Raw genomic sequence first — 19,895 nt, forward strand, 5'->3', positions numbered from 1 at the left:
AGGCGCGAACACTCCCAGGCGTCCGTGCCGGTACAGCGAGACCCTACCCCTGTCCGCGGACGCCAGGTCGGTGACCCGGGCCGCACCCCTTTAGAACGGCTGCGCCATATTCAAACAGTATTCCGGGGGTAAAGGGAAGTGCCCCCCTTTCCCGGCTTTCGATATTGCTGCGCATGCACAAAAATTTCACTTGAACGGCCCATGCTGACTGAGCGAGAGTAAATGCGGCCCGGACATGACGTCCGGCCATCACGCTATCGGGGGAATCAAGGCATGACCGAAGTCTTCCTCGGGCAGATAATGCTCACGGGGTTCTCGTTTGCACCCAAAGATTTTGCTCTCTGCAACGGCCAGTTGCTTTCGATTGCACAGAACCAGGCCCTGTTTTCGCTGCTGGGCACGCAGTACGGCGGGAACGGCACGACAAACTTCGCGTTGCCCAACATGCAATCGCGGACGCCGGTCGGCGCCGGGCCGTCAGCCGATCCAGGCTGGAATCCACCGCAGTATCAGCAAGGCCTCGTGGCTGGCCTGGAAAACGTGACACTGATCAGCAACGAAGTGCCCGCGCACACCGCGCAGGCCTATGGCACCACCGCGGCGGGTGCGGTACGCAACCCCACCAACGGTCTGTACGGCAACGACAGCGGACTTCTCTTCGGCCCGGACAACGGCACGTTGGTTCCCCTGCAAGGCGTTGGCACAGGGGGAGGCAGCCAGCCCCATCCGAACCTGCAGCCCTATACGGCGATCAATTTCGTTATCGCAATTCAGGGCATTTACCCCTCGCGCAGCTGACCGCGCCGACGACTGCTCAAGGAGCTTCACATGAGTACCCCTTACGTCGGAGAAATCCGCATGTTCGGCTTTCAGCGCGTGCCCAACGGTTGGTTTACATGCGATGGGTCACTAAAGTCAATCGCCGAGTATGAAGTGCTGTACACGCTGCTGGGCACCACCTACGGTGGCGATGGCATTACCACCTTCGGCGTGCCCGATCTGCGCGGCCGGGTACCGATCCACCAGGGACAAGGCCCAGGACTGAGCCGCTACGTGCTGGGCCAGATGGCAGGCACTGAGCAGGTCACCGTGCTTCCCGTGCAGATGCCTGCGCATGCGCCGCCACTGATGGCCACCACCGCCCTTGCTACTACCGGCACGGTAGGAAACGGCGTGCTGCCGGCAACGGTGGCGGGCGACAGCGTCTTCGTGAAAGACATCACCGGCGCCAACGCGGCCGTACTGGCCCCCAATGTGATTGTCAGCCAGGGCGGCAATCAACCGCACGAGAACCAGATGCCCACGCTGACGGTGCAGTTCTGCATTGCCTGGGCGGGCGTTTTCCCGACGCAGGGTTGAACCCCTCTTTGCATCCGACAAGGAATTCACCATGACCGAACCCTTCTTCGGCGAGATCCAGCTGTTCGGCTTCAACTTCGCCCCGCGGAACTGGGCCACCTGCGATGGCACGACGTTGCCCATCCGGCAGAACACTGCTCTGTTTTCACTGTTGGGAACGAGCTACGGCGGCGATGGCGTAAACACATTCAAGTTGCCCAACTTCGTCAATCGCGCGGCTACCAGCCAAGGCCAAGGCCCGGGCCTGACACCGCACAGCATTGGCGAGGTCTTCGGTACCAACGCTGTGGCCCTGACCCAGCAGACAGTTCCGGCGCACAGCCATTCGCTGACGCTCTACAACCAGCGCGACAGCAGCAAACGCAATGCGACGCCCGAGGCGGGCAATTACCTCGGCGTGCCTGCTACAGGCATGCCCTTTGTGACCAACGCCACGGCCAATGCGCAGTTCAGCCCGAGAATGATCGGCGCTTCCGGGGGCGGGCAGCCCCATGAGAACCGGCAGCCCTATCTGGCGACCAACTTCTGCATCGCCTTGCAGGGCGTGTTCCCCAGCTTCAGCTGAGCCGATGGCCGCGCCCGCACCGCTCCCCGCGTTTCCGCCAAGCCGCGATGCCTGCCCCACCCTGCCCGCGCTGCTGCTGCAGCGCGGGTATGGCCTGCGGCCGCTGGTTGCGGATGATCTGCCGTGGCTGCGCGAGCTGTATGGCAGCACCCGCGCCGAGGAACTGGCGCCGGTGCCTTGGCCCGACAGCGCCAAACGCCTGTTTCTGGACAGCCAGTTCGCGCTGCAGCACCAGCACTATCTGGCCCACTTCGGCGACTCGCACTTTCTGGCTATCGAGCGCGATGGCGCCGCCGTCGGGCGCTACTACCTGCATTGCGGAGCGTCGCACGACCTGATCGTGGACATCAGCCTGTTCCCCGCCGAGCGCCGTCGCGGTGTTGCCACGGCGTTGATCGCGCACAGCCAGCACGAAGCCGGCCTGCGCGGCAGAGACATGCAACTGCACGTGGACGGTGCCAATGCAGCCGCGCTGCGCCTCTACCAGCGTCTTGGTTTCGTGGGGGTCGAGCAGCAAGGCACGCATCTACTGATGCGCTGGCAGCGCGCCTGCGCACAGCAGACCGGCAAGATCAGTTGAATACAGCCTGATAAAGGAACCCGGCCTGTTCACGGGCGATGGGCACCAGGAAGATACCGACCTCGCCTACTTCCGGGTGGCGCATTGGATAGATCTGCTGCGGAAACAGGAACGCAGACGCGTTACGGAACAACAGCGAGAACGGCGCACGTGCGGCGCCCGGCATCGCACGCGACGCGTCCAGGGCGCGGGCTTCCACCAGCACGAACGGCACTTCACCGTCATTGATGACGGCCGAGAAGGTCTGATCGACGTGGCGGGCGAAATGATCGAGCGTCAGCAGTTCCATTGCAGGGTTCCCCAAGGCCGACCTGCATGGTGGGCCGCGTCAGCGCCGGATGCAAGCGCGCCGCGCGGCGCGCCTGCCAACCGGATGACGTGCCCGCTTACTTGGTGCCGGCGTGGCGTTCGCCTTCGCCGTTCTGCCCTGCGCTCTGGCGGCTCTGCGCGAATTCGGGGAAGGTTTCGGCAATGGATGCCTTGTCCGGCAGCACGTAGAACACGCCGCCCTTTTCGAAGGTGGACTTCACCACCTCGTCGTAGAACATCGGCGAGACATTGATGCAGCCGTGGGTCACGCGGTTGTCGTCTGGCGTGGCCGACGCCAGCCGCTCCGCGCGCTTTTCCTTCGACGTACCCTTGGGCATGGGATGGATCGAAACTGCGGATTCGTAATCGACCCACAGCACGCGGCCGGCATCGATGGACGGCCCGAAGCCGCCGATGAAACGGCCCGCCGGCGTGGTGCGGTCGCGGCCGGGAATCTCGCGCAGGGCCAGACCCGCTACACCGGGGGCGATGTGGTCACCCTTGGCCGAGCCGAACAATGCCGGCGCTGCGCCGCGCAGTTTGCCGTCGCCGCCAAACACCAGGATCTGTGCGGCCGCCTTGTCCATGATCGCAAACGGATAGCCTTGGCTGTCCTTGCTGGCCACCACCCAACCGGCCAGTTCAATCACCGTATCGGACACGCTCTGGCCTTCAGGCAGTTCATCAACCGCCGAAGACGGTGCCGGCGGCGTGCCGTTCTTTGCGCTTGCCACACTGGTGCCGGCAAGGGTCAACGCCAAGGCCATGGCCAGCGCAGCGCGCAGCGGCCGGTTTGCAGGGGTGGGGAACATAGGGATGGCACGACTCCTTGCTACATGTACTACGGGGTGGGCACCGGTGGCCCGCGAAGGCCACCGGTGTCCGGGTCAAACAGTACGGGTACTGCGTGGGGGAGCGATCACCCGCGCGGGGTACGGCGCGGTGCCGATTCAAGCTGCTGTACGCGGCCTTCGATCTGGTCCAGGCGCTGGTTGGCCTGCTGTGCCGACTGGTTGGCCGACTCGGCGCTCTGGGCTGCGCCCTGCACCTTCACATCAAGCGCGTCGAGACGCGAATTGATGGTGGCGAATTCGTCCTTGTAGGTGGCGCAACCACTGAGAGCGGCGGCGGCGAGGATGGCTACACCGAGCGTGCGGGCCAGGGTCTTGTGTTGCTGGTTCAGGAACATTGCACTCCCTCCTTCGTCTGGGGAAGCCCGAATATAGCGGCCTTTTCGGCAGTTGACCGAGCGCCTTTCAGCTACGGTTGGACGAGGTGGAGGGGCTGTGAAGAAATGTGAAATGGCGTGTAAATGTTCATGGTCCAGAGGCTGTTCAAACGGCGGTTGCAATGGCCGCTATTGCTGCGGCCAGCGTTCCTTGTAGCCGAAACGCACACGGTTGTCGGTGGCCTTGATCCAGGACGGAACGAATTGCCAATACACCGGCGACAGCGCTACCGGCGGTTTGAAGCGCTGCTGGTACAGCACGGCGCCGCCGTCGGTTCTGGCCTGCGCGATCGGCGTGGCATGGCCGCGCATCTGCAGGCCGCGCAACTGACCGATATCGGCGCCGCCGCCGGCCACGGTCACCACCACTTCGGAATTGCGCAGCATCAGAGTGCCGTGCTCCGTGGCCGGATCGGTTACCAGCACCAGCCGGGTGCGGGCCGGGTCGAACACGTAGAACAGTGGCGCGGCCCACTGCCGGTCGCCATCGCAGGCGGCCAGGGAAAGTACGTGGAATTCGGCCAGCAACGCGTCGATGCGTTCGCTGAATGCGGGGGAATTGGGCATCTTGGCTCCAGGCGCTGATGCCGGCACCGCGAATTTGCACGGTGCCGGCACCCTCAGTCACGCGGTACGGGTGTCGTCGGCCCAATGCGCCAGGACGCGCTCGCGCACTTCCGCGCTGTAGCCCTGGGCGAACGAGGCATGGCGCATGCGGCCGGCGCCGATCGGCAGCTGCAGGGTGTCATACACCACCTTGGGGCCGCGGCCGCTTTCGTACTCGTCGTCTTCGTAGCAGTGCGCCAGCGAGACCACGCGCGCATCCGGGAACACCACCTGGCGGCGCTGCGGGTGCACGCGTGTGGCCAGCGCCCACGCCACATCGGCGATCTTCGTGGGATCGATGTCCTCGTCCACCAGGAAGATCTTGGGGATGAAGACCAGCGAGCTGGCCGAGAACAGCACCTCGCCTACCCGGCGCGCGAACTGCTCGGTGGTGGTGTCGGGCAGCAGATCGCGCCAGTGGTTGGGCACCACCACCACGAACCAGTGCACCGCCGATTCTTCCGGCGCCCACGCCGTGGTGACCGGCAGCCCGGCCGCGCGCAGCAGTGCCATGGCATCGGCGGCCATGCCCATCGCCCAGATCGTGTGCGATTCATCGGCCGGCCGGCCAGCCACCACCAGCGGCCAGATCGGATCGTCACGGTAGCTGATCGCTTCCACATGGAAGGTGGGCTGCATGGACGATTCGCTGCCCAGATAGCCGGAGTACTCGCCGTAAGGGCCTTCCGGGCAATCGCGCTCGATCGACACGTGGCCTTCGATCACCACCTCGGCATGGGCCGGCACGTCCAGGTCCACGCTCAGGCCCGGCACCACTTCGATGCCCTCGCCCCACAGCGCGCCCACATAATCGGCCTCGTCCACGTCGGCCGGAATCGGAATGCCCGCCGCACAGGCAATGGCCGGCGCCACACCCTGCACCAGCGCGTAGGGCATCGGCTTGCCCAGCTTCACCCACTCGCCCCAGATCTGGCCGATGTGCTGGCTGGGCACCATCAGCCCGGCCATGCGCTTGCCGTCCACCTTCATCACCCGTGCGATCGACCAGTTGGTCCAGCGCCCGTCCGGCGTGCGGGCGATCAGCATGCCCCAGGTATTGGCGTAACGCCCGCCATCGCTGTCGTGGGCGAAGGGAATCGGGAAGCGGTCCAGGTTGGCGTCTTCGCCGCGCAGGATGTGCTGGCGGCTGGGCGCGCTGGCCGCGTCCACGCGCACCGGCTTGATGCCGGGGCGCCCGCGGTTGGCCAGCAGCGCATCGACAATCTGCGGCACGGTGGATTCCGGCGGCAGGCCCAGCGACAGCGCGACGCGTGCATAGGGCATGTCCTTGCGCGACGACCGCGCTGCCGGCGCCCCCAGGATGCGGAAGCCCGGCGCAACGCCACCGATGTTTTCCATCAGCGGGGCCGGCGCATCGGTTTCGCAGGCCAGGCGGGTAATCGCACCCGGCTCCATGTCGCCGTCCACTTCGCGGGTGATGTGGGCCAGGTCACCAATGGCATCCAGCGCGTCCAGATAGCTGCGAAGGTCTTTGTAGTGGGTCATGGTGTCTCCTTGGTAAGCGTGCGCGCCCCGTTCCAGCGGCGAGTGAGCGTGTTGTCCAGCCCGAACTGGTCCAGCAGGCGCGAGACGATGTGGTTGACGATGTCGTCCACCGATTCGGGGCGGTTGTAGAAGGCCGGCATGGGCGGCAGCATCTGCGCGCCGGCATGGGTGAGGGCCAGCATGTTGTCCAGGTGGATGGCATTGAGCGGCGCTTCGCGCGGCACCAGCAACAGGCGGCGGCGCTCTTTCAGCGTCACGTCGGCGGCGCGCGCCACCAGTTCGTCGGCGTAGCCCATGCGGATGGCGGCCAGCGTTTTCATGCTGCAGGGAACCACCGCCATGCCATCGGTACGGAAGGAACCGCTGGAGATCGCTGCGGCCTGGTCGCGCTCGCTGTAGACCTTGCTGGCCAACGCCAGGATCTGGTCGACCTTGTAGTCGGTTTCCATCTGCAAAGTCGCGCGCGCCCATTTGGATACCACCAGGTGGATCTCCACCCCCTGCGCATGCAGCGCCTGCAGGAACCGCACCCCCAGGATGGCGCCGGTGGCGCCGGTCATTCCCACCACCAGGCGCATGCCCGCCGCGGGCCGCTGTGCCTCGCTCGAACTATTGTTTGAACACGTACTATCCATGTGGAGTACGATACTGTTCGTGTTCAAACAATGTCAACAGGACCGATGACGAACGAAGTCGATCTGATCGATGGCGCCCCGCTGTGGCCGAACGGGCCGACATCGCTGATGCACCTGATCCGCCGTGCCGCGCAGCGCACCGCCACCTGTTGGAGCGCCGAGGTGGTCAGTGGGCTGTCGCAGGTGCAGTACGCGGCGCTGATCGTGCTGGACGAGTTCGAGACCTGCGACCAGCAGACCCTGTGCAGCCGCGTGGGCATCGACAAGGCCACCGGCACCTATGTGGTGGAGAAAATGGTGCAGGCCGAGCTGGTGGAAGCGCGCGCCGACCCGGAAAACCGCAGGCGCAAGTTGATCACCCTCACCAGCGAAGGCCGCAAGGCGCTGGCCGGGACGGTGCCGCAGGCGCGTGCGGCCAATGCGCAGGTGGCCGCCAATCTAAGCGCCGATGAGTTGGCACAGCTGACCCACCTGTTGAGTCGTTTGTCGGGTGTGCGTGAGATTGATGGCTGAGTTCGCCGGCGGCGGATTCAGCGCCAGGCGCGACCTGTGCAGCGAAGTTCGATTGCTGCCAACGCGTACCACGCGAACGCGGGCAGTGCCGCCAGCCGCTGGGTCAGCCCGCGGTAGGCGGCCGGGTCGAACCCGCACACCATCATCCACAGGTACAGCACGCCGATAAGCGAAACGGTCCGCGAGGCAACGCGCAGCCACGCCGAACCTGCCTGCCCGTACTCGCTGATGAACAACAACGGTGTAAGCACCGAGAACATCCCGATGCCATAGAGCCCGTGCAGTGGGCTGCCCGTAGTGAAAACCCCGTTGCTGATCATGCAGGCGGCAAACAGCGCCGAGGTAAGCGCGGAGCACGCGAAGCGGCTGCCGTGGGACAACAAGGCCACGCTGAATACCAGGATCGCGGCGCCGCTGACGACGGCGGCGCACCGCTCCACCCACCTCGGCCACCCCGGCAGCAGCCCCAGCTCGCTCATGTGCTGGCTGAGGGTGCTATAGCCCGGCACCAGCAGCCCCGCCAGGGCCAGCACCCCCATGGCAAGAAGGGGGACGAACGATAGGTGCCGCAGGGTGACGGTGCGCATGGACCAGACGTCTGCCAGTTGGGGTGTGGTGCGCTTGGATGCAATGGGCCTGCCGATGGTTTAAAGCGTCGCACCGTTGACGCCCCGCATCCCCGGTCGCGCGCATACTGCTGCCCCACCCCACTGCGGAGCGTTACATGAAGGTCCTGATGGTTCTGACGTCGCATGATCAACTGGGCGACACCGGCAAGAAGACCGGCTTCTGGCTGGAGGAGTTCGCTGCGCCGTACTACGTGTTCAGCGATGCCGGTGCGCAGATCACCCTGGCCTCCCCCGCCGGTGGCCAGCCACCGTTGGACCCGAAGAGCGACCTGCCGGACTTCCAGACCGCACTGACCGAACGCTTCAAGGGCGATGCGAAGGCGCAGCAGGCGCTGGCCAGCACCGTGAAGCTGGACAGTGTGAAGCAGGAAGATTTCGATCTGGTGTTCTATCCCGGCGGCCATGGGCCGTTGTGGGACCTCGCCGAATCGAAGGCATCCATCGCGCTGATCGAAGCCTTCGAGCGTGCGGGCAAGCCGGTGGGATTCGTCTGCCATGCGCCGGGCGTGCTGCGCCATGTAAAGGCGGCCGACGGTTCGCCCCTGGTGAGGGGACGCAAGGTAACGGGCTTCACCAACAGCGAGGAAGCGGCGGTCGAGCTGACCGATATCGTGCCGTTCCTGGTGGAAGACGCGCTGATCGCGCTGGGCGCTGCATATGAAAAGGGCGCGGATTGGGCACCGCATGGCGTGACCGACGGCCTGCTGGTGACCGGGCAGAACCCGGCCAGCTCCGAATGGGTTGCCAAGGAGCTGCTGCGCCTGGGCTCGGCCCGGTAGAGTCGAGCTTGCTCGACTGACGCTCGCGATAACCCACGGAGCATCCACGCATGGCGTGGATCTACTGCGAGCCATCCATGGGGTCAGAGCCCTTTCCTGGCGGAAAGGGATCTGACGCCTGCCCGGCTTACAGGAAGTCGTAGCTGAGGGTGAAGCGCACGTTGCGGCCCGGCTGCGACCAGCGGCCGATGCCTTCGTAGCTGGTGGCACCCTGGAAGATCGCGGTGCCGCCACCGGCGGTGCGCACGCGGTTCCACAGGTAGTATTCCTTGTTGAACACGTTGTAGACACCGGCGGTCAGGTGGATGCGCGGGGTGATGCTGTAGCTGCCGAACACGTCCAGCAGGGTGTACTCGCGCGCCTTGTAGGCATACAGCGGCAGCACTTCGGCGCCGTAGCTGGCGTTGGTCACGCTAAGGCCGTAATCGGACGGGTCCTTGCGGTCCTGGTGGGTGACATTGGCGGTCACGCTCCAGCGCCGCGACGGGGCGTTGTAGGTCAGCCCGGCCACGGCCTTGGCCGGAATGATGCTGGCCAGCGGGCGGCCGTCATTGTCGGTGCCTTCGTTGTACGAATAGGCCACGCGCGCCAGCCAGTCGTCGGCCAGCAACCACAGGCCCTCGGCCTCCACGCCCTTCACCACCACTTCGCCGCGGTTGATCGGCATGGTGTAGGTGTAGCCATTGGTGACCGTGGTAACGCCGCGCACGGTGGTGCTGTACTGGGTGCCGGCATCGCCGACGAACTGGGCGGTGTCGATGAAGTTGCTGTACTTGTCACGGAACAGCGACACGCCCAGGCGCAGGCGATCACTCTGGTAGCGCCAGCCCAGTTCCAGGTTCAGGCTGCGCTCGGCGTCCAGGTCCGGGTTGCTCTTGCCGTCGGGCACGGTGACCGTGGCGCCATCGGACACCCGGGTGACTTCGGTCGTGGACGAGGTGCCGTACATGTCGTTCACACCGGGTGCGCGGAAACCACGGCCCACCTGGGTCCACAGCGACTGGGCATCGGTGAACTTGAACTCGGCGCCCAGGTTCCAGGTCGGCGCGGCGAACTTCGAGGTGCCCACGCTGCCGCCGTCATCGACATAACCAGAGTCACCGTTGCCACCGGCGGACGTTTCCGGGGTGTACTTGTAGCTGTCGTAGCGCAGGCCACCGGTCAGGCTCAGGCGATCATCCAGCAGGCGCACGCGGTCACGCACGTAGGCGGTCAGGTCGGTTTCCTTGGTGTCTGGCCACAGCGACGGGTCGGTATCGCGGGTGAACAGCGAACCATCGTTGCCCCAGCGCGAATCCACGGAGTTCCAGTGGATCTTCGCCTGCTGCCACGCTGCGCCGTATACCAGGTCGTGGCGCACGCCACCGGCTTCGATGCTCTTGTCGAAATCCAGCGCCACGCGGTTGCGCTTCTGCGTATCCCAGCGGTCTTCCTGGCGCGCACACGGTGCGGCCACCGAGCAGCGCGTGCCATAGGTGGCCGCCGTGCCGTTGGCCACCAGCACGTTGGTCTGGCCCTGGATGTAGTTCTTCTGGTGGTCGGCGGTGGCTTCCAGGCTGTCGAACAGCGCGTTGTTGGCGCGCCAGGTGTACTTCAGGCCGTAGCGGTCGCGGTCACCGCGGTCTTCGGCGCTGCGGAAGTAGTACGAGCCCACGCCATCGCTGCGGGTCCAGTTGTCCACGTCATTGGTCGCGCGGGCGCGCTCGTAGACGATGCCCAGCGCCTGCGTGTCGGTGGCCAGGAAGTTGACCTTGGCCAGCAGGTTGTCGCTCTCGCGGTCCACCGGGTCCGGCGTGCGGCGGTCCGGGCCCAGCTGGGCCCGGGTGGTGTCGTACCACGATTCGGTTTCGTGGCCATCGCGCTTGGTGTACACCAGCAGCGATTCGACACGACCGGTGCGGTTGGCGAAGGTCAGCGACCCCATGTTCTCATCGCTGGAGCCGGTGTAGCCGTACTTCACCGAACCAAAGCTGTCGTTGCCGCTGGCCTTCAGGAAGTCGGACGGGTCCTTGGTGGTGAACATGACCGCGCCGCTGAGCGCGCCGCTGCCGGCGGTGATCGCATCGGCACCCTTGATGATCTCCACGCTCTTCACCGCCTCCAGGTCGACGCTGCCGCGACCGGAACGGAAGAATTCATAGGGCTGGTAGGTGCCCGGGTCCATGCTCTGCGGGAAGCTGAGGCCGTCCAGGGTGATGGCCACGCGATCCGATTCCAGGCCACGGATGTTGAAACCATTGAAGCCGGCGCGACCCAGATCGACCATCTCCACGCCGGGCACGTAGCGGATGGCGTCTTCCATGCTCTGCGCACCCTGCTGCTGCAGGGTCTTGGCCGAAAGTGTGGTGACGTTCTGGTTGTCGGATTTCTTGCGGGTTTCGGTCACCTGGATGGTATCCAGGGTGCTGTCCGCATCGGCAGCGGCCGCACGGGAAACAACGGGAAGCGAGAGGCTGGTGGCTACCGCCAGCGCAAGCAGGGAAGGTGAAAGTTGCATGGATGACTCCGCAGAGGGGTGGAAAGGGGCGTTCCGTCGCTCCGGTTGGAGCGGCGGTGGTTTCCTGGCTGCGGGGCGCCATCGCGATGGCGTTGCGTGCGTTGCTGGGAAGGGGTACTGAGCGTTCGGGGTAGGAGCAGGACCGCGGCTAGCGCCCGGTCAGGTGCAGACTGAGCGGGCCGATCTCGCTCTGGCCACGGTGCTGGCTGTCCAGCGCCCTGCCCTGTTTCAGCGTGAACGGCAGTGACAAAAACTCATGCCCACCGGCCTGGCGCGCGGCCTCGACCTGCAGCAGGTACTCGCCATCGGCGACGGTCTGGCCACGGTCGTCGCGCCCATCCCAGGCCAGCGAGTATTCGCCCGGCAAGCGCGTGGGCCGCGCGATGCCCTGGATGGCGGGCAGATCGTCGCGGCCATAGCGCCGCCACCACTGCGGCAGCGACTGCAGGTAGCGCGAACGCGTGCCCAACACGAGCAGCTGGCGCACCGGCGTGCCGTCGACCGTGGTCACCCACAGCGCCAGGTACGGCGCGAAGTAGCGCTCGGCCGCGATCTGCGGAATCTGGTAGTCCACCACCAACCGCTCAATACTCTCGGCGCGTGGCGCAGTGTCGGCAAGCAGCGCCGGCCAGCGCTGCGATACGAACGGAATGCCGGTATCACTCAACACAAATGCGGCGACGTCCGGCAATGCATCGGCCAGGGCCAGCCCATCGCGGATCGGCATGACCGACAGCGCGGTGGCCAGCACATCGGCGCTGGCCGCGTCGGGCGCCACCACGGTCGCGGCGGGCGCGAACTGCATGGGCCAGCCCGAGAACGGGTCCAGGATGTGGCTGTAGTGGCGGCGGCCCACGGTGTAGCCGCGCGTGGCATGGCCACTGCCGGCAGTCGCGCCGTCGCGCAGGGCCAGCGTGGCCAGGGGGGTGCCGTTATCCCGCGGGCGGCGCGCATCGGCCACCTCGACCTGCCACGGCGCGGTCTCGCCGGCGGCCTGCCAGTAGCGCGCATCACCACCGATATCGATCTTGATGGCACGCGCTACCGGTGCGGCCTTGCGCGCCACTTCCAGCGCCCGGTCCAGGATATAGCCCTTGGCCACGCCATCCACGTCGAACACCACCGCCTCGGGGCGGGTCAGCGCACCATTGCGCGCCAGCTCGAACTCGGCCTGTGCCGCGGCCGATGCCAACGCACGCAGTTCATCGCGCGGCGGCAGCACGCCGCTGGTCGCGGCCTGCCGCCAGCGCTCGGCCACCCGACCCAGCCGGCAACTGAAGATGCCCTCGCTGCGCTGCCGCCAGTGTTCGCACAATTGCAGCACCGCACGCAGATCGGGCGACACCGCCTGCGCGCCGCTGCGCGTGTTGAAGCGGGTCAACTCGCTGTCATCACGCCAGCGGCTGAGCACGCCGTCCAGGCGCGCGGTCTCGGCCAGCACGGCCTGCAGCGCGGCCTGCGAAGGCGCCTCACTGGCGTCCACGCTGACATCCAGCGAGGTACCCAGCACATCGTCGCGATGGAAAGTCTGCGGTGCGGCCACGGCCGCGGGCACGGCAAGCCAGCACGCGGCCAGGGCCAGCAGCAGGCGGGGGGTACGACGGAACATGGGAAGCAACTCGGGAGTGCGCGGATATCCGCAACAACGGGGCCCGTGGCAACGGGCCCCGCACAGGACTCAGCGGCGCGGCGCAGCCGGCGGCGGCAGTGCCGCATCGGTCGCATCGACCACGCCATCCTTGTTGCGATCGGCGGTGTCGAACAGTCGCTTGCCCGACACCTGGTACTCGGCGAAGGTCATTTCGCCGCTCTTGTCGGCATCGAGCACGCCGAAGCGCACGTGAACCTGGCGATCATCGCCCTGGGTGAGCGAGGCCGCGCGGCGGTCCAGGCGCTCTTCGAACTCGCCCAGGTATTCGTCCAGCGACAGGCGGCCGTCACCGTTGCGATCAGTGCGCGCGAACTGTTCGTCGCGGGCCTTGTCGAACTCGGCCTTGTCCACCTTGCCATCGCCATTGCCGTCGTACAGCTCCAGGAAGCCTTCGGCGGTGTGGCTGGTGGGCATGTTCAGGCGGCTGCGGCGGTTGTCGAAGCGCTGCGCACCGGCCGCGGTGCGAGCCTCGGTGCCACCAGCGGCCGGCGCGGCCTTGTCCTTGCCACGGCTGGCCAGCGCCTTCTGCCCACCCTGCCAGGTCTTTTCACCGGCGGCGTCGAACTCGGCACGCGACACGCTGCCATCCTTGTCGGTATCCAGTGCGGCGAACCGGGCACGGGTCTGTTCCACCTGACCGGCACGTTCGCGTTCGATCTCGGCGGTCATGCGCTGGTCGAACTCGGCCACGTACTCGTCTTCATCCACGGTGCCGTTCTTGTTGCTGTCGGTGGCATCGAAACGGGCGCGCCGGAACGCCTCGAACTCGGCCCAGGTGACCTTGCCGTCGGCGTTGTCATCATGTTCGGCGATGAACGCGGTGACATTGTTGCCGTGGCCGCCGACCAGCGGGCGCGGTGCGGTCTGGGCGTGGACAGCGGACGACAGCAGCAGCGTGCACGCGCACGCACTGGCAAGCAGGGTGATCTTCATGGTGACCTCAGGAACGAACGATGGAAGGGATCAGGGGTTCAGCACGCGGAAGCTGAGCGTGTAACTGTTGCTGTACTCGGCCACCGCGGCCCCGGCCGGCGCGGCCGTGCGGTGGCGGGTCAGCGCAATCCAGGTGCCGGCAGCTGTCAGCGGGAACCTTCCATGGCCCTTGGCGTCGGTGGTAACGGTCACCACCTGCGGTGTGCGGTCACTGCTCCAGACCGCTTCGGTGATCTCGATCTTCTGGTTGGCCAGCGGCGCGCCGTCGTACTGGGCAATGAACTCGAACGCCTCGCCCACGTACAGATCATTGGGATGGGTGACCGGCACCAGCTCGATGCCCTGGTTGTGCGGCGCCAGCGCGGCACGGTCGGGGTTGCCGGCCGTCACGTAGGTCTCGGCCAGCGTGCGCGACTGGAAATCGGAAATGACCTTGGCTCCGGCCGGAATCTTTACCGTCGGATCGCGCGAGCTTTCACGCTTGCCATTGATCTCCCACGTGCGGAACTGTGCGCCCAGACGTTGGCCGGTGCTCAGGCGGTAGGTGCCGGCGCCAGCCGGCAGCGTGTACTCGGCCACGGTGCGGGTCTTCATCACCTGCGCAGGCAGCGCGGTGGTCCTGCCGTCCGGGCCGGTTACGCTGAACTGGCTATCGTCGAACGCGGTTTCGGGCACGAAGAAGACTTCGGCGAACGCGGCGTCCAGCGCCACCGTCTGCCCCGCACGCGGCGCATAGGTGCTGGACGACAGGTACGGCGTGTGGGCGTGAGCCGGCAGGGATGCAGCCAGCGCCAGCGCGGCGCCGGCAAGCAGGGAAAGAGTCTTCATGGGGCCTTCGTGTCGGGGAGCGTGGGCGCTGGCGAGACGAAGGTCCGGGGCTGGCGGACGGAATGCTATGCCAATTCAGAATGGTTATCAATTAGTGAAATCTTGCGAAATGTGTCGTTGATGCATCCCCTCCGGCACAACGCGCATGCCGGAGGGGGTCCTACCCATCAGAAATCGAGGGTCGCCGACAACGTGTACGTCCGCGGTGCACCCAGCGCCAGGCTGGACAGCAGCGGCTGGCCCCAGTACGCCTTGTTTGTCAGGTTGTTGATCGTGCCGCGCAGGGTCAGCGGCCGCCCAGAGATCTGCGTGCTGTAACGCGCTCCCAAGTCGTACACGGTATGGCCCGCTACCCACTGGGTATTGTCGGCACTGATGAACTGCTTCGACATGGAGGTGACGCCGGCGTTGATGCTGGCACCTTCCAGCATCGGCAGATCCCACTCGGCGCCCAGCTTGCCCTGCAGTCTGGGCAGGCCGGTGGCCAGCTTGCCCTGGTTGATGCCGCTCTGGGTACGGGTCAGCTTGGGCTGCACATAGGCCACGCCGCCCATCAGGCGCACGCCGTCCAGCGGTGAACCGAAGAAGCTCCAATCCGCGCCCCGGTTGCGCTGTTCGCCGCCGAAGGAATAGAGGTTCGACACCGGATCGGTGAAGCCGCTGGGCCGCTTGATCTGGAACAGGCTGAACGAATGCGCGAAGCGGCCGGCATCGAGTTTCAGCCCCAGCTCCGCCTGCTTCGTCTTGAATGGCGGGAACACTTCACCCGCATTGGCTGCGGTGGTGGGTGCAGTGGCGCCCTGGCTGAGGCCCTCGATACTGTTGGCATACAGCGAAACCCTGCGGCCCAGCTTGAACAGTATCGCTGCCGCCGGCGTGGTGGCGCTCTGCTTGTAACGCGAGGACAGTGCGCCGGTACTGATGTCGAACGCATCGCTCTGCACCTGCTGCCGGCGCACGCCCAGGGTCAGCTGCAGGCGATCACCGGCAAAGCCCATCGTGTCGGCCACACCGATGCTGCGCAGCTTCACCTCGGTCTGCATGATGTGCGGGGTGATGAACGGCGGCGCCTCGTTCCATACCGGGGAATAGAGGTTGGTGACCCAGCTCGCTTCAGGCACGCTGCGGCGACCGTAGTCATCCTGCTTGTGCTGGTAGGCGGTGGCATTGGCGGCCAGCTGGTGGCCGACCGGCCCGGTGTTGAAACCGGCGCGCACACCCACATCGGCCGACTGCTTGCGGGTGTGGAACGCCAGCTGCGCCACGGTGGTGCGGAAGTCGCCGGCATCGTTGAGCACCAAGGCGCTGATGGCACCGTTGTAGCTGTAGCGTGTGTCGCTGGCGCCGAAGGCCGCGTAGCCCATCACGTGGTCGTTGAAGTCGAACTCGCCACGGGCGATCGCGCCCTTGTCGCGGCTCTCCACCCTGCCCCAGTCGGGGTTGATCAGCACGTCCGCGCGTGGCGGCTTCGGTATGGCCACGCCGGGCGCCAGGCTGACGCCACGGGTGGGGCCGTGGATGCGGTCCTCGGCGCTGTAGACATCCAGCGATGCACGGCTGCGCTCGCCGCGCCAGTCCAGGGCGAGCGCGCCCAGCTGGTAGCCTTTGTCCTGGTGGCGGACGGCACCTTCGCCGTCACGATACACACCGTTGAAGCGCACGCCCCATTGCCTGCTGTTGCCGAAGCGGCGGCCCACATCCACGTGGCCACCGAACTGAGCGTCAGAGCTGTAATCCGCGCTTACCCGCGTCAGCGGCGCATCGGCCGCGCGCTTGGGGATCAGGTTGATGGTGCCGCCGACCGAGCCGCCCGGCGGCATGCCATTGAGCAGTGCCGAGGGCCCCTTCAACACATCGATGCGCTCGAACATCTCTGGGGAGGTGCGGTAGAACGGCGCCATGCCGAACATGCCGTCCACGGTCATGTCGGTGGTGCTGGAGGCGAAGCCGCGGATGGAATAGTTCTCGCTCCACGCGCCCGAGGCGTTGTTGGTGAACACCGTGGGGTCGGCAGCGGCGATGACCGAGGTGATGTCGCGCGCCTGCCGGTCGGCGATGTACGCCTCGGTATAGCTGATCGTGTTGAACGGCGTTTCCATGAAATCGCGGTTGCCGAGCAGGCCCATGCGCCCGCCCGAGGCCACCTGGCCGCCGGCGTAGGGATCGGTGACACCCCGGGTCTCGCGCACGTTCACCGAATCCAGGGTCGACACCGTGGGTGCGCTGGTGGTGGCTGCGGCAACGGCCTGGGCCAGCACCGAGGGCGCCGGGAGCACGAGCATGGCGGCGAGCGCGAACCGCAGCGGGCTGGCTGCACCTGCGCGCCCGCAGTACAAGGGAGGGAGGCAACGGACATCGGACGTCATCGGTATTCCTGGGCATGACGAAGCCTGCGCCGTGGCTTGGAGCCCGACGGGGGAGTGCGTTGGTGCAGGCGGAGGTTGTTGGCTGGGCCGATGCCTGGCTGGGAGCAGGTGGGCGCGATTGCTACGATCACGCTTTGGCGCAGGCGATGTGCTGCGCGATGCGATTAATTATCATTGCTATAAAATAAATGGTCAAGGCAGCCGGCGACGGCGCCCAATGGCCCTGCCCGCAACAATGGAAGATCGATGACCGACAGCCAGCAAGCCCCGGCGCGGGGGCGCCCGAGGAAACTCAGCCATGCACGCATCGTCGAAGCCGGCATGGCCATGGGCCTGCGTGACCTGACCTTCGTTGGGCTGGCCGGGCAGCTGGGCGTCACCCATATGACGCTGTACAACCACATCCCCAGCCTGGAAGCACTGAAAGCTGCCGTGGCCGATGCAATCTTCGAGGGCTGGACCATGCCGCCGGTCGACGATGGCAAGGGGCAGGACCTGCCGCGTTACCTGATCGCTTTCATCGCATCGCTGCGCGATCTGGTGATCGCCAACCCCGGCCTGGCCCCCCATCTGCTGCGCCGCTCGGTAGCCTCGCCGTCGATAAGTGCTCGCATCGCCGCGCACCAGCAGACCGTTGCGGCCGCCTATGGCCTGCCGCTGGCGCAGGCACGCTGGCTGCTGTCGACCGTGGCCTTCCATTGCGTGGCCGCGGCCGACACCTTGTACGGCGGGACGCGGGAAGATGGGCTGTCGTTCGATGAGCGCGCGCGTGATGCGGCGGAAGTCGAACGCGAGTTCGCCCAAGGCATGCATGCGCTCGTGCTGGGTGCGATGCAGATCGTGCGTGGTGAAGCCGATCTGCAGGCGCTCTCGCTGCTGCCGCCCGCCCGCGGCTGAGGTGCGGCGGTGATTCATCCCGCGCTTACGCGCGTGTTCTAGCATGGTCGCGTCCAACGCCTGCCCGGGAACGCAATGACCGACCACGCTTCGACCGCCCTTTCCGAAACCGAACGCCAGCGTGCGCTCGATGCCCTGCACATTGTCGGCAGCCTGCCCGAGCCTGCCTACGATGACATCGTGAAAGTGGCCGCCGCCGTATGCGGCACGCCGATGGCCCTGGTCAGTCTGGTCGATCGTGACCGCCAGTGGTTCAAGGCACGCACCGGCGTTGATGGCGGGCAGACGGATCGCGACGTGGCGGTCTGCGACCACGCGATCCGTGAGCCCAGCCAGATGCTGGAGGTAGGCGATCTGAACCAGGACGCGCGCTTCGCCGACAACCCTTTGTTGAAGGAACTCGGCGCGCGATTCTACGCCGGCATGCCGCTGGTGACTGGCAGCGGCGCCGCCGTGGGTACCGTGTGCGTGCTGGACCTGTCACCGCGTTCGCTTACCCCGGTGCAACGCGAGGCCCTGCAGGCGCTGGCCCGCTTGACCATGAATCTGATGGAAGCGCGCAGCCGCGAGCGCGAACAGGAAGTGGTGGCCCTGCTGGAGCAGACCGTTGCTGCCGAACCCATCGGCGATGACACCGCTGCGGCGGGCACGCCCTACACCATCGTGATCCTGGAACTACAGGATCTGGCCGCGCTGGCCGAACAACTGGGCGAGCGTGGCCTGGACCGCCAGTTGCAGCAGTTGGATGCGGCGCTGGAGCGTTGTCTGCAGACCGAGCGTGGCGACAGCATCAACCGGGTCACCGGCAGCGGTGAGTTCATTGCCGTGCTGGGCTCCGACCAGGCCGATGCCACACTGCATGCGCTGCAGGGTGTGGCCGATGAAGCCGCCGGCCGCCTCGGCCGCCCGTTGCTGCTGGGCGTGGCCACCGGTACGCGAGAGGAAAACACCACCGCGGTGTTCGTGCGCGCTGACCAGGCACTGGCCAGCGCCAAGGACGCGCTCGGCTAATCGGCGTTGGCGTAGCGCCAGGCCACCGTGCTGCGCAGGTGCTGCAGCAGGTGGTCCAGGAACACGCGCACGCGCGGTGCCAACTGCTTGCCCGAACCATGCACCGCGCTCAACGGCGAGGTGGCCAGGGCGTGGTCGGGCAGCACTTCCACCAGGCGCCCGGCCTGCAGGTCTTCGGCCACGTCCCAGATCGATTTACGGGCAATGCCGGCGCCCTGCAGTGCCATCAGATGCGCCGCCTCACCGTCGTCGCACAGCGTGCTGGCCTGCAGCGGCAGGGCCAGCGCGGCATCGCCCTGGCCGAAGCGCCAGTGGCTGACCGGCGGGCTGCCCGAGGCAATGCAGTCGTGCTCCTGCAGTTCGGCGATGCTGTGCGGCATGCCGCGCCGTTGCAGGTAATCCGGCGATGCGCACAGCACCCGCCGGTTCGGCGCCAGCTGCCGGGCGACCAGGCGTGAATCGTCCAGCGTGCCGTAGCGCAGGGCCAGCTCGATGCCCTCGCCCACCAGATCGACGACCTCGTCGCGCAGCGACAGATGCACGCGCACGCCGGGATGGGCCATCTGGAACCGCCGCACCGCCGGCACCACGTGGCGCCGACCGAAACCATTCGGGGCGGTGACCCGCAACACGCCGGCCACGAGGTCCTGGCGCTGCGCCAGGGCCGCTTCGGCCGCCTCCACCGCCTGCAGTACCTGGCGGCAGTGCAGGTGAAACACGCTGCCCTCGTCGGTGAGCGAGACCCGGCGCGTGCTGCGGTTGAGCAGGCGCACCTGCAACCGGCGCTCCAGCGCTGACAGCCGCTTGCTGACCACGGCCAGCGACACCCCCAGGTCGCGCGCGGCGGCCGACAGGCTGCCGCCATGCACGATGCGATCGAAGGTGCGCAGCTCTCCCAGGTCTTCGATCATCGCGATTCTTTCCATTCAGGCAACAGCACCTTTCCCATATTGCCATTCCGGAAAGCATCACGCAGCAACACAATGGATCGATCCATGTCGGC

Annotated in this window: 21 protein-coding genes; 8 read left to right on the forward strand and 13 right to left on the reverse strand. The window is 66.4% G+C overall.

Going from position 1 to position 19,895, the window contains the following annotated elements; translation table 11 throughout:
• The first annotated feature begins 273 nt into the window (after nucleotides 1-273).
• The 4 genes from C1922_RS10410 to C1922_RS10425 are packed head-to-tail and all read left to right on the forward strand — an operon-like array spanning nucleotide 274 to nucleotide 2,504.
• Nucleotides 274-798 (forward strand): tail fiber protein, encoded by a 525-nt coding sequence (locus C1922_RS10410; protein ID WP_108749677.1) that lies wholly within the window; start codon nucleotides 274-276, stop codon nucleotides 796-798.
• Nucleotides 799-828: 30 nt separating this feature from the next.
• Nucleotides 829-1,359: a tail fiber protein gene (locus C1922_RS10415; RefSeq protein WP_108749678.1), complete on the forward strand. Its 531-nt coding sequence runs from the start codon at nucleotides 829-831 to the stop codon at nucleotides 1,357-1,359.
• Nucleotides 1,360-1,390: 31 nt separating this feature from the next.
• Nucleotides 1,391-1,924: a tail fiber protein gene (locus tag C1922_RS10420; RefSeq protein ID WP_108749679.1), complete on the forward strand. Its 534-nt coding sequence runs from the start codon at nucleotides 1,391-1,393 to the stop codon at nucleotides 1,922-1,924.
• 4 nt (nucleotides 1,925-1,928) lie between these two features.
• Nucleotides 1,929-2,504, forward strand: coding sequence for a GNAT family N-acetyltransferase (locus C1922_RS10425; RefSeq protein WP_108749680.1), 576 nt, complete (start codon nucleotides 1,929-1,931; stop codon nucleotides 2,502-2,504).
• Here the strand turns inward: C1922_RS10425 and C1922_RS10430 are convergent.
• From C1922_RS10430 to C1922_RS10455, 6 genes are all read right to left on the reverse strand, one after another.
• Nucleotides 2,497-2,793 carry a hypothetical protein gene (locus C1922_RS10430; protein ID WP_108749681.1) on the reverse strand — a complete coding sequence of 99 codons (297 nt, stop codon included), beginning with the start codon at nucleotides 2,791-2,793 and terminating at the stop codon, nucleotides 2,497-2,499. The two genes, C1922_RS10425 and C1922_RS10430, sit on opposite strands and share 8 nt — an antisense overlap.
• A 97-nt stretch (nucleotides 2,794-2,890) precedes the next feature.
• Nucleotides 2,891-3,574: a hypothetical protein gene (locus tag C1922_RS10435; RefSeq protein WP_108751562.1), complete on the reverse strand. Its 684-nt coding sequence runs from the start codon at nucleotides 3,572-3,574 to the stop codon at nucleotides 2,891-2,893.
• Between the two features lie 158 nt (nucleotides 3,575-3,732).
• A complete protein-coding gene (locus C1922_RS10440) occupies nucleotides 3,733-4,002 on the reverse strand; it encodes a hypothetical protein (RefSeq protein ID WP_108749682.1) in 270 nt (89 codons plus the stop codon).
• A 168-nt stretch (nucleotides 4,003-4,170) separates the two neighbouring features.
• Nucleotides 4,171-4,608, reverse strand: coding sequence for a pyridoxamine 5'-phosphate oxidase family protein (locus C1922_RS10445; protein WP_108749683.1), 438 nt, complete (start codon nucleotides 4,606-4,608; stop codon nucleotides 4,171-4,173).
• Nucleotides 4,609-4,665: 57 nt separating this feature from the next.
• The gene (locus C1922_RS10450) at nucleotides 4,666-6,153 is read right to left on the reverse strand and encodes a UbiD family decarboxylase (protein WP_108749684.1); all 1,488 of its coding nucleotides are present in this window, start codon (nucleotides 6,151-6,153) and stop codon (nucleotides 4,666-4,668) included.
• A complete protein-coding gene (locus tag C1922_RS10455) occupies nucleotides 6,150-6,788 on the reverse strand; it encodes a UbiX family flavin prenyltransferase (RefSeq protein WP_325051570.1) in 639 nt (212 codons plus the stop codon). Before C1922_RS10455 ends, C1922_RS10450 begins: the two co-directional genes overlap by 4 nt.
• A 45-nt stretch (nucleotides 6,789-6,833) precedes the next feature.
• Here C1922_RS10455 and C1922_RS10460 point away from each other — a divergent pair, with 45 nt between their 5' ends.
• On the forward strand, nucleotides 6,834-7,301 hold the full coding sequence (locus C1922_RS10460) for a MarR family transcriptional regulator (protein WP_108749686.1): 468 nt from the start codon (nucleotides 6,834-6,836) through the stop codon (nucleotides 7,299-7,301).
• Nucleotides 7,302-7,318: 17 nt separating this feature from the next.
• Here the strand turns inward: C1922_RS10460 and C1922_RS10465 are convergent, their stop codons facing one another.
• The gene (locus tag C1922_RS10465) at nucleotides 7,319-7,888 is read right to left on the reverse strand and encodes a DUF998 domain-containing protein (protein ID WP_108749687.1); all 570 of its coding nucleotides are present in this window, start codon (nucleotides 7,886-7,888) and stop codon (nucleotides 7,319-7,321) included.
• Between the two features lie 137 nt (nucleotides 7,889-8,025).
• Here C1922_RS10465 and C1922_RS10470 point away from each other — a divergent pair, with 137 nt between their 5' ends.
• On the forward strand, nucleotides 8,026-8,709 hold the full coding sequence (locus C1922_RS10470) for a type 1 glutamine amidotransferase domain-containing protein (RefSeq protein WP_108749688.1): 684 nt from the start codon (nucleotides 8,026-8,028) through the stop codon (nucleotides 8,707-8,709).
• Between the two features lie 127 nt (nucleotides 8,710-8,836).
• On the opposite strand, the gene C1922_RS10475 is transcribed toward C1922_RS10470, so the two are convergent.
• From C1922_RS10475 to C1922_RS10495, 5 genes are all read right to left on the reverse strand, one after another.
• Nucleotides 8,837-11,206 (reverse strand): TonB-dependent hemoglobin/transferrin/lactoferrin family receptor, encoded by a 2,370-nt coding sequence (locus C1922_RS10475; protein ID WP_108749689.1) that lies wholly within the window; start codon nucleotides 11,204-11,206, stop codon nucleotides 8,837-8,839.
• A gap of 148 nt (nucleotides 11,207-11,354) precedes the next feature.
• Nucleotides 11,355-12,815, reverse strand: a complete 1,461-nt coding sequence (locus tag C1922_RS10480; RefSeq protein WP_108749690.1) for a DUF2271 domain-containing protein — start codon at nucleotides 12,813-12,815, stop codon at nucleotides 11,355-11,357.
• Between the two features lie 69 nt (nucleotides 12,816-12,884).
• Nucleotides 12,885-13,790, reverse strand: a complete 906-nt coding sequence (locus C1922_RS10485; RefSeq protein WP_108749691.1) for an EF-hand domain-containing protein — start codon at nucleotides 13,788-13,790, stop codon at nucleotides 12,885-12,887.
• A gap of 30 nt (nucleotides 13,791-13,820) precedes the next feature.
• Nucleotides 13,821-14,618, reverse strand: coding sequence for a DUF4198 domain-containing protein (locus tag C1922_RS10490; RefSeq protein ID WP_108749692.1), 798 nt, complete (start codon nucleotides 14,616-14,618; stop codon nucleotides 13,821-13,823).
• Nucleotides 14,619-14,785: 167 nt separating this feature from the next.
• Nucleotides 14,786-16,900 (reverse strand): TonB-dependent siderophore receptor, encoded by a 2,115-nt coding sequence (locus tag C1922_RS10495; protein ID WP_234413280.1) that lies wholly within the window; start codon nucleotides 16,898-16,900, stop codon nucleotides 14,786-14,788.
• A 330-nt stretch (nucleotides 16,901-17,230) separates the two neighbouring features.
• Between C1922_RS10495 and C1922_RS10500 the strand changes: the two genes are divergently transcribed.
• Both C1922_RS10500 and C1922_RS10505 read left to right on the forward strand, forming a co-directional pair.
• Nucleotides 17,231-17,881 (forward strand): TetR/AcrR family transcriptional regulator, encoded by a 651-nt coding sequence (locus C1922_RS10500; RefSeq protein ID WP_108749694.1) that lies wholly within the window; start codon nucleotides 17,231-17,233, stop codon nucleotides 17,879-17,881.
• A 75-nt stretch (nucleotides 17,882-17,956) separates the two neighbouring features.
• Nucleotides 17,957-18,892, forward strand: a complete 936-nt coding sequence (locus C1922_RS10505) for a GAF domain-containing protein (RefSeq protein ID WP_108749695.1) — start codon at nucleotides 17,957-17,959, stop codon at nucleotides 18,890-18,892.
• Here C1922_RS10505 and C1922_RS10510 read toward each other — a convergent pair.
• Complete coding sequence (locus C1922_RS10510) at nucleotides 18,889-19,818, reverse strand: LysR family transcriptional regulator (RefSeq protein WP_234413282.1); 930 nt, start codon at nucleotides 19,816-19,818, stop codon at nucleotides 18,889-18,891. The genes C1922_RS10505 and C1922_RS10510 overlap by 4 nt on opposite strands.
• Nucleotides 19,819-19,895 lie beyond the last annotated feature (77 nt).

The sequence above is a fragment of the Stenotrophomonas sp. ZAC14D2_NAIMI4_7 genome (assembly GCF_003086675.1).
Taxonomy (GTDB): Bacteria; Pseudomonadota; Gammaproteobacteria; order Xanthomonadales; family Xanthomonadaceae; genus Stenotrophomonas.